11 protein-coding genes are annotated in these 14,007 nt (G+C 59.3%); 1 reads left to right on the plus strand and 10 read right to left on the minus strand.

Going from position 1 to position 14,007, the window contains the following annotated elements; genetic code table 11:
- Positions 1 to 109: 109 nt before the first annotated feature.
- The 7 genes from H7C18_RS12255 to H7C18_RS12285 form a co-directional block, all read right to left on the minus strand.
- Positions 110 to 2,995, minus strand: coding sequence for an alpha-L-rhamnosidase (locus tag H7C18_RS12255; RefSeq protein ID WP_185129354.1), 2,886 nt, complete (start codon positions 2,993 to 2,995; stop codon positions 110 to 112).
- Between the two features lie 33 nt (positions 2,996 to 3,028).
- Positions 3,029 to 3,859 (minus strand): carbohydrate ABC transporter permease, encoded by an 831-nt coding sequence (locus H7C18_RS12260; protein ID WP_185129355.1) that lies wholly within the window; start codon positions 3,857 to 3,859, stop codon positions 3,029 to 3,031.
- Positions 3,856 to 4,722: a carbohydrate ABC transporter permease gene (locus H7C18_RS12265; RefSeq protein ID WP_185129356.1), complete on the minus strand. Its 867-nt coding sequence runs from the start codon at positions 4,720 to 4,722 to the stop codon at positions 3,856 to 3,858. Before H7C18_RS12265 ends, H7C18_RS12260 begins: the two co-directional genes overlap by 4 nt.
- A 67-nt stretch (positions 4,723 to 4,789) precedes the next feature.
- Positions 4,790 to 6,205, minus strand: coding sequence for an ABC transporter substrate-binding protein (locus tag H7C18_RS12270; protein ID WP_185129357.1), 1,416 nt, complete (start codon positions 6,203 to 6,205; stop codon positions 4,790 to 4,792).
- Between the two features lie 143 nt (positions 6,206 to 6,348).
- Positions 6,349 to 7,833: a response regulator gene (locus tag H7C18_RS12275; RefSeq protein ID WP_185129358.1), complete on the minus strand. Its 1,485-nt coding sequence runs from the start codon at positions 7,831 to 7,833 to the stop codon at positions 6,349 to 6,351.
- Entirely contained in the window at positions 7,826 to 9,601 is a 1,776-nt protein-coding gene (locus H7C18_RS12280; RefSeq protein WP_185129359.1) for a cache domain-containing sensor histidine kinase, read from the minus strand. Before H7C18_RS12280 ends, H7C18_RS12275 begins: the two co-directional genes overlap by 8 nt.
- Positions 9,602 to 9,776: 175 nt before the next feature.
- On the minus strand, positions 9,777 to 11,711 hold the full coding sequence (locus H7C18_RS12285; RefSeq protein WP_185129360.1) for a stalk domain-containing protein: 1,935 nt from the start codon (positions 11,709 to 11,711) through the stop codon (positions 9,777 to 9,779).
- A 156-nt stretch (positions 11,712 to 11,867) separates the two neighbouring features.
- On the opposite strand from H7C18_RS12285, the gene H7C18_RS12290 reads away from it, so the two are divergent.
- A complete protein-coding gene (locus tag H7C18_RS12290; protein ID WP_185129361.1) occupies positions 11,868 to 12,170 on the plus strand; it encodes a hypothetical protein in 303 nt (100 codons plus the stop codon).
- Between the two features lie 250 nt (positions 12,171 to 12,420).
- Here the strand turns inward: H7C18_RS12290 and H7C18_RS12295 are convergent, their stop codons facing one another.
- The 3 genes from H7C18_RS12295 to H7C18_RS12305 form a co-directional block, all read right to left on the minus strand.
- Entirely contained in the window at positions 12,421 to 12,891 is a 471-nt protein-coding gene (locus tag H7C18_RS12295) for an SRPBCC family protein (protein WP_185129362.1), read from the minus strand.
- Positions 12,888 to 13,460, minus strand: coding sequence for a GNAT family N-acetyltransferase (locus H7C18_RS12300; RefSeq protein WP_185129363.1), 573 nt, complete (start codon positions 13,458 to 13,460; stop codon positions 12,888 to 12,890). Before H7C18_RS12300 ends, H7C18_RS12295 begins: the two co-directional genes overlap by 4 nt.
- 12 nt (positions 13,461 to 13,472) lie before the next feature.
- Positions 13,473 to 14,007, minus strand: a 535-nt coding sequence (locus tag H7C18_RS12305) for a cysteine hydrolase family protein (protein WP_337913389.1), incomplete at its 5' end; no start/stop codon positions are given.

Below are 14,007 nucleotides of genomic sequence, written 5' to 3' on the forward strand. Positions count from 1 at the left end.
GTTTTTCGCCGAAATAGCGCCGCTGGAATTCGTTAGCGCTCACGCTCGCTCTTCGGTGACTGCCTGCGTAACGCCGCCAGACCCAGATGAGCCATAGTTCACCGCGCCGTTAAAGAGCCGCCAACTCCGCCAGTACGGCATCCATGACTCCGGATGACACGCGTGTCAAGCCATTTTCCGCGATCTGCTTCAAGGTGGACGTGCCCATGAACTTCAGCATCGGCCCTTCGAACAGGTGAGGCAGATGCTTTCGCAGCACTTCCGCCGCCGCTTCGTCGTTCAGAACGTCGCACAGCACGGATTGTTCCGAATAAACGACCCGGAACAAATCTGCATTCTCGTAACGGAACGAGTAACTTCCCGAACCGACGGTCAGCGAGACGCCCCCCGCATGCTCTGCCGCGGAATAGATTCCCTCTGCGGCGTCCCACGACCGGCCGCCTTCCGACAATTCGGAGAGCGTCGCCCCCTTCAGCTCGATGTCCGCGGCCGCGTTCGGCGGAATCGTCACCATCACCTCGATGCGGGGGCCGTCTACCTTCCAGCCGGATTCGATCCTTCCGTAGGGAGACAAGTGCGCCGCCGACGCGAACGAGAGCGACTTCGTCCCGAACTGCGGCGCGATCCGGACGCGTTTGAACGCGGGTACCGCGGGGTCCATGTCGAGCCCCGCTACCTTGCGATACAACCAGTCGCCGATCGCCCCGTACGCGTAATGGTTGAACGAGTTCATGTCGTCGCTCCAGAAAGAGCCGTCCGGCTTGATGCTGTCCCAGTGCTCCCAGATCGTCGTCGCTCCCTTGGACACCGAATACAGCCAACCCGGATAGCTATCCTGCAGGAGCAGCCGGACTGCGGTGTCGTGGTAGCCGTGGTTCGACAGCACGAAGCACAAGTACGGCGTACCGACGAAGCCGGTCGTCAGGTGGTAGCCGTTCTCCACGATCAAGTCGTTCAGATCCTTCGCCACGCGAGGACGCACGCTCTCGTCTGCCAGCTCGAACATGAGCGTCAGCACATGCGCGGTCTGCGTCGGGGCCGCGACCCTTCCCGTCGCCGTAAGGAACTCTTCGCGGAACGCCCGAACGACCTGCCGGTGCAGCTCTCCGTACTTTTCTTCGTCCTCCCGATGACCAAGCGCTTTTGCCGCATCCCGAACGAGCCGGGACGAGTAAGCGTAATAGGCCGTTGCGATCAGCTCGCGCGGCGTCGCGCCGACGTAGCTGTCCTCCTTGGCGTCGAGGCCGAGCCAATCCCCAAAATGAAAGCCGGTGTTCCACAAAAACTCGTCGTCCCCTTGGGCGCGGATATAGTCCACCCACGCTTTCATGCTGCCGTACTGCTCCGCGAGCAACCGCCGGTCGCCGTAATATTGGTACACGGTCCATGGGCAAACGACCGCGGCGTCTCCCCATGCGGCCGAGCTCGCTCCTCCGGCCACGTCGGGAACGACGAACGGCACGCCGCCGTCCGGATGCTGCTCCGCCCGCAGATCGCGAAGCCACTTCGTAAAGAACGGCCCGCCGTGAAAATTGAACAAAGCCGTGCTGATGAACACCTGCGCGTCTCCGGTCCAGCCGAGCCGCTCGTCGCGCTGCGGGCAGTCGGTCGGCACGTCCACGAAGTTGCCCCGCTGCCCCCACAGGATGTTGCTCTGCAGCCGATTGACGCGTTCATCCGACGTTACGAACGAGCCGGTCGGTTCCATATCCGAATGAATCACTTCCCCGACGAACGCGTCCAGCGGCGGAGCGCCCCCGGGATACCCTTCCACTTTCACGTAACGGAAGCCCATGAACGTAAAGCGGGGCGCATACGTCTCCGTCCCTTCGCCTCTGGCCGTATAAACCGCGGTCTGCTTCGCCGGACGCAGGTTGCCGAAGTAAATATTGCCGTCCCGGTCCAGCACCTCGGCGTGACGCAGCTCGATTCTCGTGCCGGCCGCAGCCTGCACGGTCATCCGCACGCGCCCCACCATGTTCTGCCCCATGTCGAGCACGTGATCGCCGGCCGGCGTCACGAAGGCGGACACCGGGCGGATCGTTTCCGTCACGCGCGTCGGCACGTTTTCCTGCGGCACGAGCACGTTCATCGGCAAATCCAGCGCTTCGGCGGCGGTCCAATCTGCGTCCTCGAACCCGCCCTCGCTCCAGCCGCCGCACTCCAGGCGGGCGTCGTACGATTCCCCGTGATAGATAGACGCGTACAAGACCGGACTCGTCCGGCAGCGCCAAGAGGGGTCGGAGACGACGATCTCCTCCGTCCCGTCATCGTAACGCACGTGAAGCTGAATCAGCGCCGCTCTTCGTTCCCCATACCGGAAGTTCCGGCCCTCGAATCCCATGCCGCCGCGGTACCAGCCGTCCCCGAGATGAACGCCGAGCGCATTGGCGCCGGCCTGCAAGAAATCCGTCACGTCGTACGTCTGATATTGAATGCGATACTGATAACTGGTCCAACCGGGAGCGAGCACGTCCTCCGATACCCGCCTGCCGTTCGCGTACAGCTCGTATGCCCCCGCCGCAGTTGCATATACGCGGGCGGACACGATCCCATCCTTCAGCTCGAACCGTTTGCGCAGCAGGAACGCGGCTTCCGCCTGCGGATCGATTCCCGCCGCGTTCGGCGTGATCCAGGACGCCTGCCATTCTCCCGCGCCCAACATCGCCGTCTCGAACGAGGCGGCATCGCTCCAATCGGACTCGCGCCCCGCCGTATCCCATGCTTTTACCCGGAACGTATAACGGGTACGCGACTGAAGCGCGGGTCCGGCATATTCGACTTGAATGGACGTATCGCTCTCTCGCACGCCGGAATCCCACACCGGCGACTCGAAACGTCCGTCCGCTCCGGCCACGACGATCCGATAGGCCTGCTGCAGCGTACCGCGCCGGTCCGAAACGAGCCGCCAGCCGAAACGGGGCGCTGCGGTCCCGAGCCCCAGGGGATTCGTGCGGTATTCGCAGGCGACGTCGGCCACTCTGAATTCGTTCATCCCATTCTCCTCCTCATGATGACGCAAGCCGGTTCAGCCTTTGACCGAACCGGTCGTCATGCCGGCCACGATTTTTTTATTGAAAAAAATAAACAATACCAGCGGCGGAATCGTAATCAGCAAAATGTCGGTGAACAGCAGATTCCACTGCGAGATGAATTGGCTTGTGAAGTTGTACAGCGTCAACTGCACGGTGACGTTCTTGGAGCCGGGAAAAAAGTACAGCGGGTTGGTAAAGTCGTTGAAGATGGCCACCGCCTGCGTGACGATGATCGTCGCGGTCACCGGCTTCAGCAGCGGGAAGATGATCGTGAAGAACAGCCGGTAGCCGCCGTAGCCGTCCACGACCGCCGCTTCGTCGATATCGCGAGGGATCGCGGCCATGAAGCCGCGGTAGAGCATGACGCAGAACGGAAATCCGAGCGCGACCTCGACCAGCACGAGACCGGTCATCGTTTTGAACAGATGGATCTCGTCGAGCACCCAGATCGTCGGCACGATCGCCGGAGGAATGATCAGGCCGGCGAGCACGAAGAAGCTGATCCATGGAGTCGCTTTGTCCTTACGGCGCTGCATGACGAAGGCGGCCATCGAGCAGACGACGACCATCGCCGCCAGCGACAGCACCGTGAGCGCGGAGCTGTTCCAGAAAGCTCGCAGCAGCATGTGGTCGCGGAAGGCGACGACGTCCTTGATGTTTTGCCACAGCTGGATTTTCGCGGGCCATTTCAAGCTCATATCGGACGCTTCCTTGGCGCTCTTCATCGCGGTCACCAGCACGAAGTACAGCGGAACCCAGAAGAGGACGGCGCTCGCCAGCACGGCGGCCGCTTCGATCCCGACCTTACGCAGACGGCGGCTCATAGGTCCACCTCCGTACGCGTCAAATAACGGGACAGCGGGTAAACGATGGCGGTGACGAACAGGAACAGAATGACGTTGCCCGCCGTCGCGAGCCCGTAAAAGCCGCCTTGATACTGCTTATAAATGATCGAGGCGATCACGTCGGTCGCGAAGCCCGGGCCGCCCTTGGTCATCGACCAGATGAGGTCGAACGACCGCAGCCCGCCGATGAACGAGAGGATGATGACCGCGTTCGTGGCCGGGCGGCTCAGAGGGACGATGATGTTCCAGAACTTGTTCCAGGCGTTCCCTCCGTCGATCTGAAGCGCTTCGTGATATTCCTCGGGAATGGCCATAATGCCGGCGATAAAAATGACGGTGGCCAGGCCGACGCCTTTCCATATGTCTACGAACGCCACCGACAGCAGCGCGATCCGCGTGTCCCCGAGCCAGTCCGGTCCTTCAATTCCGAGCTGCGCCAGAGCCTGGTTGAGCAGCCCCATGGTCGGATGCATCATCATGCTGAAGGCGATGCCGACGGCGATCGTGCTGACGAGCGTCGGGAAGAAAACGACGGAGCGAAGATAGCTCTTGGTCCGGATCTTGCCCGTCAGGAACACGCCGAGCAGCAGGCCGAAGACCACTTTCATGGAACTGGTGACGGCCGCGTAGATGAGCGTGTTTTTGAAGCCGATGGTCAAGGACGGCTCCTCGAAAAAGGTGCGGAAGTTCTGCAGCCCGATAAAATCCCAATCCTGCAGCGTCCATCGGGTCAGGCTGAAGAAGAAGGACATGACGGTCGGCACGATGAAAATGACGATGTAGACGATGGCCGCGGGCAGCAGAAATTTGTAGGTGTAAATCCGTTTGAACACTTTGGTCATTCCGATCCCTCCCGATTCGCGGCGAAGCGGACGGCCCTGCGCGGGTTCGGCAGGGCCGTTCTTCCGTTTACCAGCCTGCAAGTCCGAGCTGCTGCGCTTGCTTCTTGACGTCCTGGTCGTACAGGGCGGCAGCGTCCGCCGCCTTCCGCTTGCCGGAGCCGACCTCGACCGTGATCTGCTCGAGGCTCGGGCCTTTGACCGGAGACAGGAATTCCAGCGCGGGCGCCGTCATGCCGGACGTCTCGAAGTACGGAAGCATGTCTTTGATGACCTGAGGGGTGTCATCCGGCAGCGTCGCTCCCTTGATCACGTAAGGACCGGACGGTTGGGACACCTTGGCCATGACGGCCGTACCTTCCGTCGAAGCGACGAAATCGACGAACTTCTTCGCCTCCTCGAGATGCGGGCTGTTCTTGTAAATGTAGGCGGCGCCCGGCATCCAGACCGTCAGTCCGTTCTGGTCCGGGCTGTCGCCCGGCTGCGCGAAGAAGCCGATATCTCCGATCTGGTCGGGATTGTTCTGAAGGAGGGCCGATACGGCGTTCGACAGCATCGGATAGTGCGCTCCCTTACCTTCGGCCAGCATCTTGAGGCCGGCGTCGTAAGTCGCCGCCAGATAATCTTTGTTATAATAGCCGACGGTCTCTTCCTGCTTCTGGAAGCTGCGGAGGGCGGCCGGCGTCGTGGCGTACTTCGCCTTGTTCGCCGTGTAGTCGGCGGCGAAAGTCGGGTCCTGAGCCTGCACGTTGAAGTAATCGGCCAGTACGATCAGCTGGGAAGTCCACGTGTCCTTGTAGGTGCCGATCATCGCCGTCATGCCCGCGTCCTTGATTTTTTTGTTGTTGTCCATCAGCTCCGCCCACGTTTTGGGCACCGACAGACCGAGCTGGGCGTAGATCTTCTTGTTGTAAAACCAGCCGCCGCCCATCGTGGACCCGACCGGGGCGCCATATACTTTGCCGTTGAGCGTGACGGTCGATTTGAACGAATCGAGAACGTTCGCCTGGAACGGTTCGTTTGTCATGTCCAGCAAATTTTGCTCCGGGTTCAACGCCTGCATGAGCGAGCCGGAGTTGTAGAAGAAGACGTCGTTCATGTCCCCGGTGGCCAGGCGCGTTTTCACGAAGTTATCCCCTTCGCTGCCCTGCGGGCGAGTCTCTTGTTCGACTTTGATGTTCGGGTATTTAGCTTCGAACGCATCGATCAGCGCTTTGGCGGTCGCCACCCCATCTTGAGAGTTGTCTGACAGAAGCGAAATGGTCACTTTCTCTTTCGGCTCCTCGGATGCGGAGGCGCCGGAAGAAGGAGATGCGCTGCCGGAAGCCGGCTGGCTCGCGCTAGCGGACGATGGAGCGGATGAAGCGGATGAAGTTGACGAAGCGTTCCCTGCGTTGTTCGAAGACCCGCTTCCGCAGGCCGCGAGCAGGCCGGAGAGAAGCGCGACGCCGGACAGCACGGCCAAAGCTTTGTTCGGTTGGCTCATTCGGTTGGTCCCCCTGATTTTCGGATTGGAGAGAGGAAAGGGCCCGGGTACCCTACGCCTTCATTTTATCGGAAAGCGCATTCACCGGAAGCGCCACATTCTTTTGATGCCGGTTCCGTTTTTTTTGGATGCGCGGACCGCGGCTAATCCGAGTTTTTGAATTGGCCGGGCGTCCGTCCCGTATGCTTCTTGAACACTTCCGTAAAATGGCGGTGCGTCAAATAGCCCACCTTCTCGCTGACCTCGCATACCTTGAGCCCTTTGCGAAGCAGCGTCTTCGCCATCTCCATCCGATACCGTGTCAAATACTTGATATACGTCTCGCCCATCACTTCCTTGAACAGCACGCTCAAATACGTCGCGTTGAGGCCGACATGGTCGGCCGCCTCCTGCAGGGAAACGTCCCGCGTTACGTTCCGTTCAATGTAAAGCCGAGCCTGTTCCACCGCCGCGTGCTTGTTCCGCTCGCGCTCCTTAAGCGCCTGTTCCGCGATCGCTTCGATCTGCGCCCGGAACCAGTCCGGCAGGACGCCTCGCGCCGCCGCCTCCCGGATCTCGACGTGAGGCATGGAGAGGTCGCGCGAAGCCGGAACGGACGGCTCCCCATGCTCCTTGGCGGCTTCCGCCGTCAGATAGATCAGCCTCAGCATCTCGCGCTCGGCCAGCTCGGGATTCATCTTCGCCGAACGGATGTAATCCAGGAAGAGGTCGACCTGGTCCAGGAGCAGCGTCTTGTTGCCCGACCGCATGCTCAGGACGATCGCTTCCTCGCGCTCCGACAAGGCGTCCGGCGACGCGAACCGCTCGCCCAGCTCGCCGAATCGAACGACTCCCTTGACCCGCAGGAACAGGGCCGACTTCAGCGCCCGGCGCGCTTCGTTCAAGCTGCGCGGCGCATCCCCCGCCTCGCGGTACGTACCGCCGACGCCTACGGCTATACCCGCGGTCTCAAGATCGCCGGCGACGTCGTCCCAATACGCATGGGGCAATTCCATCAAGTGAAAGACGACGGCCAGCTTCTCGAAGTCGCCTGCGACCGGAACGACGCGATAGGCGGGATGCTCCGGCAAGCCGAACGCTTCCGCCGCGGCCATCGCCGTGACGCCGATTACGAGGTCCGCTTCCGGTCCGAAGCAGTCCCGCCACTTGGCTTCCGCTTCCCCGCCGTGCATCGCCAGCTCCCAGACGGCCTTCTCGAGCAGCTCTTGTCGGCTGTCCGACCACTTGCGCTCCAGCTCCCGCAAGTGCTCCCGCTTGCCGATCCGTCCCAGCGCCTGGCGAAGCGCCCGCTCGATGCCGATCTCCGTGATCGGCTTCTCCACGTAATCGGCGACCCCGAGCTGAATGGCTCGCTTGACGTATTCGAATTCGTTAAATCCGCTGAATACGATGCAGCACGTGTCCGGGGCTTCCTCCAGAATCTCCTCGATCAGCTGCAGACCGTCTTTTCCCGGCATGCGAATATCGGTCAGCACGATGTCCGGCCGCTTCTCCCGGAACGTCGCCAGCGCCGACAAGCCGTCTCCGGCCGTGCCGGCCAGCTCGATCCCTAGTCCTCGCCAATCGACCAAAGCGCCAAGAGCCTCCAGCACGATGTACTCGTCGTCGAACAGAACCGCCTTAAGCATTCTTCCTCACCTCTTCCGCGAACGGTTTGATGCGAATTTCGATGCGGGTGCCCCGTCCCGGCCGGCTGCTCACGAGGAACGAGCTCGAAGGCCCGTAATACAATGTCAGCCGCTCGCGGACGTTGCGAAGACCGTATCCCTGCTCCGTTTGAAGGACGTCATCCATGCCGACGCCGTCGTCTTCCACGGCGAAAAACAGGAAGTCGCCGTCTCTGCGCCCCTCGATCCGGACGCTCCCCTCCCCGACTTTCGGCTCCAATCCATGATAGATGGCATTCTCGACCAACGGCTGAAGGACGAGCTTGAGCATCTCGAATCCGAGAACGCCGGGATCGACATCGGCCTCGTAACGGAAACGCCCGTTATAGCGGATGTTCTGAATCGTCATGTAATGCTCGATATGCTTTAATTCCTTGAACACCGGAATCGTCTCCCGCCCTTTGTTCAGGCTGAGCTTGAAGCTCTCGGACAAGGCGAGCGCCATCGCCGCCGCTTCTTCCGTTCTATGCAGCCTGGCCATCAAATAGATCGAGTCCAGCGTGTTGTACAGAAAGTGCGGCTTGATCTGCGCCTGCAGCGCGCGGAGCTCGGCCTCCCGCTCCTTCAGCTCCGAATGGAACAGGCGGGCGTCCAGTTCCTGATTTTCCAGCGCCATCCGCTTGAACGTCTCGCCGATCGCGCCGACCTCGTCCTCCTGGAAGGTGCCGCCGATCTCGCGCGAGCCTTTGTTCCATTCGATCATCATTTTTTTCAGCTGCAGCAAGGGGCGCGTGATGCTTCCGGACACGACGAAGGAAATGGCGAGCGCGACGAGGGCGAGCGCGGAGGCGATCCAAGCGGTCGCCGTTCCGATCCGGCTCGATTGCTGGAGCAGCCGGCTTTTCCGAATCAGGTGGACGAACGTCCACTGCGTGGTTTGATTGCGGAATTCGCTGATCAGGTACCCTTGCTTCTCGAGGTTCCCGATCATCTGCTGCAGGCTTCCGGCGGCGATGGGCGGGCTCGTCCGGTTGGGTTCGGGGTAAACAATCCGCGCCGGGTCGGACGATGAATCGATGGCCAGGAACGATCCGTTGTCCTCGCTTCCGTTAAAGACGCTTCCGAACATCGACTTGGACAAGTTCGTCACGAGCAGTCCGATCGGCTTCCCCTCCGGGCTCTCCGAATCGCGAAACAGCTTGACGGCAGAGAAGGAGTCGGCGTTGTCCCCCAGCACGTTATACGGGAAAAACACGACCCGGCCTTGCGCCTCGACCGCTTGCCGGTACCAGTCGGACTGCTCGACCGCTTCCTTCTTGTTCGGGATCTCGTACTTTCCGGCGTCGTCCGACCTCCCCCAGCAATAGGTCTGATAGTGCAGGTCGAAGACGCACAAGGAATCCATGTAGCGCGTATCGAACGAGTTGCTGTTGATGATCCGCTGCAGCCGGTTGATCGTGAGCCTGTTCATCTCGCTTCGTTCCTCGCTGGTCTTGATCTCGCTCTCTCGCAGGTCGTTGCGGATCTCGTCGTTCAGGACGATGAACCGGTTCAAGTTGACGATGCTTCGAAGCAGCAGATCCGCGACTTCGCTGGACGTTTGCAGGTGGTCGTTGTTCGTCTTCGTGTTGTTGTCCATGAGCGTATCCCGGGCGATATTGAACGACACGTACCCGAGCAGGAACAGCGGCGGCAGGGAGAGCAGGATCATCGCGGCGAAAAAGCGGCTGCGCACTTTGCGGAAACGGAATCGGCTGATCAGCTTGCGGAATCGGATTCGGCCGGCCATCGGAACCCTCCCTTATCGAAAAGGAAAGCGGCCTTGGAAGAAGGAGTCCGGCCGCTTGTTCATGTATTCTATTATTGTAAGGCAGAATGCCATGGCTCTGAAAGCGCTATTTTTTTTGGAGGAAATCGGCGTGCCGTAAAAAAAACCACCCTTGACAGGGTGGCTTTCGTGCAGTTTATTGGGTTTGTCCGGTTTCCCGCAAGTATTGGTCGATCAGCCGGTCGGACGGTATGCTGGGAGTCAAGTAATCCATGTAGACGTCCCCGAACGTTGCCAGCAGCCAATCGTCCGTGTATTGATTGCTGAAAGCCGCGAAGAGTTTCCGCAGTTGCCCAACCGTGTTGGTATGTTTATAGCCATAATCGTCGGTCCACGTGACCTTGCGATTCAGGTCGACTTTGCGCAAGTCGACGAGAACGGTGTGGATCATCTCTCCGTTGTATTGGAAGTAGATAGCCGTCGTACTTTCGTATGGATGCCCCTTCAGCAGCAGATAGCCGGCATATTGACCTTTGCCGGGAACGGTGTAAAGGCCGCTTACCGTCTTCGTCGTCTGACCGGGCTGATACGTGCTTACGCTCATCGTCGCCTGTCCGAGCGCAATGCTCAGCGTTTGTGTCGCCGCTTGCCAGGAGAGTTTGGCGCCAAGCGCTGCGCTCAGCAAGTCGGCCGGAACATACGTTTGGCCCTGTTCGGTTCGCACTGCGGCTTTCAGGGTCGCGTTCTTGCCGTTTATCGTCGCCGCCTTGCTGCCCGCCGTCAGCTTGATTTGGGTTTTGCCGACCGTGATCGTGTAACGCTTCGCGCCCGCATCCGCCGCGACCGTTCCGCCCAGCGTCTGAAATACGGTCTTCATCGGAAGCATCGTCACGCCGCCAACCGTTTTGCCGCCTTGAAGGAACTTGCTCCGGGAGATGGAAAGGGTGACCGTCTTCGATAATCCGGCTGCGGATATCGTTACGGTCGTTTCGCCCACCGCGAGCGCCTTCCAAGAACCGTCCTCCAACTGTTTCAGCAAATACGGCTTGGCGATGGCGATTCGCGCATCCTTGGCGGTCAGAACCGTCTTGCCGCCGTTGCTGTATTTCAGCGCGAACAGCGGTTTTATGCTCTCTCCCGCCTGGAGCTTCGTCTTCTCCATCGACATCACCGCGAGCTCTTGCAAATACGGGATCGACAGCGTGCTCATCTTGCCGTCTTCCCCGTAAGCGACCCAGCTGCCGTCATCCATTCTGGCGTACATGAGAACACTGCCGGAGGAAGGCACGATCCGATCGACGCCCGAGATTCCCTCAAGCTCGGTTGTCGACACATTGTCGCTTCGCGTTTGCTCCGGATGGTTGAGCGATACCGAACCGTCCTTGTGCTTGATCAGCAAGGTTTCGCCATCGACGAGCGCGATATCCGCTGCGTCGGAAGCGACCGTGACCGGAATCGGCTTCAAGTAATTCGAATCGCCCTCATTCGTTCCGAAATCATTGATGTTGTAGATAACGACTCGGCCGTCCCTCAGCAGCGTCGCGATCGATTCGCCGCTTACCTGAACGGCGGACACCTCTTCCGCATTCGGTACCTTCCCCCACACAACAGGCTGTGTTCCGGCGGATTGATAGACGATTTCTCCGTTCGACTTCACCATTCCCATATTACTGCCGCGGATATCCAGCACCGCGACGTCGGCTAAATCCGGCACCTGTTCCGGCTTCCCTGTCTGCAGGCTGTACGTCCATACGGTGCCGTCCGGCTTGAGCCAGCAGCTTCCGAACACCTGCTTGACCTCGGAGGCGCTTGCGATTTTGCCGTAATCCTTGTCCCATGTCCAGCCGGTTATCGAACCGTCGGGAAGAACGCCGATGCCTTTAGCCGACGTCCCCGAAACGGAGCGAACCGCAAGCGGCCGCGATTGAATCAGTCCGTTGCCGTCGTTCGGCCGCCAGAGCGTGCCGTTGTCGGCCAGCATCGTACCGTCGCTCAATACGGAGAGAATATGGGGAGCTTGGTTAGCGGACGATGCGGCAGCGGCCCGGGCTCCGGCTGCCGGCGTCAACCCCGCCGCCAGTACCAGGCTCAGAATAAGCGCGGCGATCAAATTTCGTTTCAGACGATCCACCTCTTCCAAAATATTCTTTATTTAACGAGGTTAAGAATAGCAGGGTTTGCACCTCTCGTCTATCTTTTTTCTGCCGGAACCGCCATCGAAACAAACGACAAATATACGAAAGATAGTATAATAGGACCAATTATGGAAAAGACGGTGGGGGAGCAAATGGAAGGGGTCGACCAAAGGCTTCGAAGCCGGATCGAGTTCGGGAACAACAGCCGGAATACGTTCCCCTGCCATAAGTCGATGATGTCCGCCGTGGAAAACGCGCCCGAGAAGCCGGACCGGTTCGTGGAGACCGCCCTTGATCTGCTGCAGAATCCGACGTACGAGAAATGCACGTCGTTTGCCCAGATGATGCTCGACTTCCGCGCCCCCGGCATTACCTATAACCAAGCCGTCAGCCTGTTCGTCGGGAACAACGAATGGAATAGGCTGGAACAGGATCCTCCGCTTTCGGATCGATAGCTTTGGATAGGCGCACCGCCTTGTCATAAGATCTTTTTCATCGTATCGGGCACTTGCGCAGGTTCGGATGCGTCACCATACGATGTTTTGTACCGCATGCGGCGCTTTATATCCTCGTAAAATAAATGGAGCCTGCGTTTACGATGTTTTGCATCGCAACGCAGGCTCGCCGTCTTCGATCCGTCTCTTCGTACGATGATTTTTATCGTTAACGCCATCCGTTGGCGCGCGTCCGGAGAGGGATTGGTCCTCAAACCACCCGGTACTCCCCATGCTCGATCACCCGCTTCAACTCCAGGTTTCGGTGCTCCAGAAACTTTCGCATATATCGCCCCAGCACCAATCTTTCCGTCACAGTCCCGATCACGCCGAACGGAGCTTCGAATAGCAGCGTGTCCGTCATGAGGGTTCTCTCCTTCGCTTCCTGGAATTCGTGCTCATGCCGCAAGCTTTTGAATGCGCCCCGCCGCATCTCGTCGACGAACCAGCAGGGTTCCCGGTATTCCGTGATTTGGGAAGTCAATCGTTGCCGCACCAGGAAGTGAGTCGCCTCAAACGTCACCGTCTCCCCGAGTCCGATCGGGCCGTCCGTTACTCCGCCAACCGCACTCTCCTTCGTGTGCTTCCAGACCGTGCGGGTATGAAGACCGATATCCCGGGCACAATCGAAGCAGACCCTGATCGGAGCATCAATCTCCACTTCCGTTCTCACTATGATCATCCGTTGCTCCATTCCGTCATCGCATACACGCACGTATCTCGTATCCGGCTTCCATCCGCCGATAGACCATCGTGAACCAAAGTCCCTTCGAGCTTGAAGCCCGATCGCTCCGCCACCGCCCGGCTCCGAACGTTCAACCGGTCGCAGTGAATGAAGACCCTTCTTGCCGCTAATTCGCGAAACGCAAACTCCGTTATGCCGCGAACGGCTTCCGTCATATATCCCTTTCCGCTATGCCGGGTGTCGATCCAGTATCCGATCTCGAATTTACGTACGTCCCAATCCGGACGATGGAGGCCCGAAGACCCGATGAATTCGCCTGTTTCCTTGTTGAAGATCAGAAGCCGGAGATCCTCTCTTCTTAAAAAACGGGCATGAGCTTCTCTCAGATTGGCTTCTACTTCTTGTTCGACCGGTTCTTGCTGCGCGAAAGGCAGCCATTGTTTGAGCTCGTTGCGAGAAGCCGCCATCGCTTCATAGACGGCCTTCCCATCTCCTGGCCTCGGCGATCGAATCCGCAATCGTTCGGTCGTCAGCCGATTTGGAAAATCGAGCAAAATCGGATTCACCGAGTCTCCTCCTTAAAAAGCAATATCCGCAGAATCCGCCGTTTGCGCAAACCATCTCAGAACATTGTTGTGATGCTCTATGATCTGCTCCGCCGTCAGAGAACCGCAATTCCACGTGCTGTGCGCATCCGTGGCGAGAACAATATCATAGCCCAAACTGAATGCCCGGCGGCAGGTCGTGTCGACGCACAAGTCGGTCTGCATTCCGGCCAATACAAGCTTTTCGATTTCCAGCTTCTTCAATTCTTCTTGAAGATGGGTGCGATGAAACGAGTCCGGAGTGCTCTTCCGAATGACGATATCCCCTTCGCTCGGAGCGATGGCCGAATGGATTTGCCAACCGAACGTTCCGGTTTCCAGCGGCTCTCCCGGCCCTTCGTTATGCTGAATGTAGATTACAGGGACACCTCCGGCGCGAGCTTTGGCAATCAGCGTTCCGATTCGCTCCAGCAGGGCATCGCCGTTATAGACGGGGTATGCTTCGTCAAACATGGCTTCTTGAACGTCAATGACCAGCAATGCGGCGTTTCGTATTATTAGGTCAACC

It is taken from the genome of Cohnella zeiphila (assembly GCF_014212055.1).
Classification (GTDB): domain Bacteria; phylum Bacillota; class Bacilli; order Paenibacillales; family Paenibacillaceae; genus Cohnella; species Cohnella zeiphila.

Coding starts and splice junctions, on each gene's coding strand:
- H7C18_RS12290 (WP_185129361.1), top strand. CDS start 11,868: ATGGAAGGGGTCGACCAAAGGCTTCGAAGCCGGATCGAGTTCGGGAAC.
- H7C18_RS12280 (WP_185129359.1), bottom strand. CDS start 9,601: ATGGCCGGCCGAATCCGATTCCGCAAGCTGATCAGCCGATTCCGTTTC.
- H7C18_RS12270 (WP_185129357.1), bottom strand. CDS start 6,205: ATGAGCCAACCGAACAAAGCTTTGGCCGTGCTGTCCGGCGTCGCGCTT.
- H7C18_RS12260 (WP_185129355.1), bottom strand. CDS start 3,859: ATGAGCCGCCGTCTGCGTAAGGTCGGGATCGAAGCGGCCGCCGTGCTG.
- H7C18_RS12265 (WP_185129356.1), bottom strand. CDS start 4,722: ATGACCAAAGTGTTCAAACGGATTTACACCTACAAATTTCTGCTGCCC.
- H7C18_RS12255 (WP_185129354.1), bottom strand. CDS start 2,995: ATGAACGAATTCAGAGTGGCCGACGTCGCCTGCGAATACCGCACGAAT.
- H7C18_RS12295 (WP_185129362.1), bottom strand. CDS start 12,891: ATGATCATAGTGAGAACGGAAGTGGAGATTGATGCTCCGATCAGGGTC.
- H7C18_RS12275 (WP_185129358.1), bottom strand. CDS start 7,833: ATGCTTAAGGCGGTTCTGTTCGACGACGAGTACATCGTGCTGGAGGCT.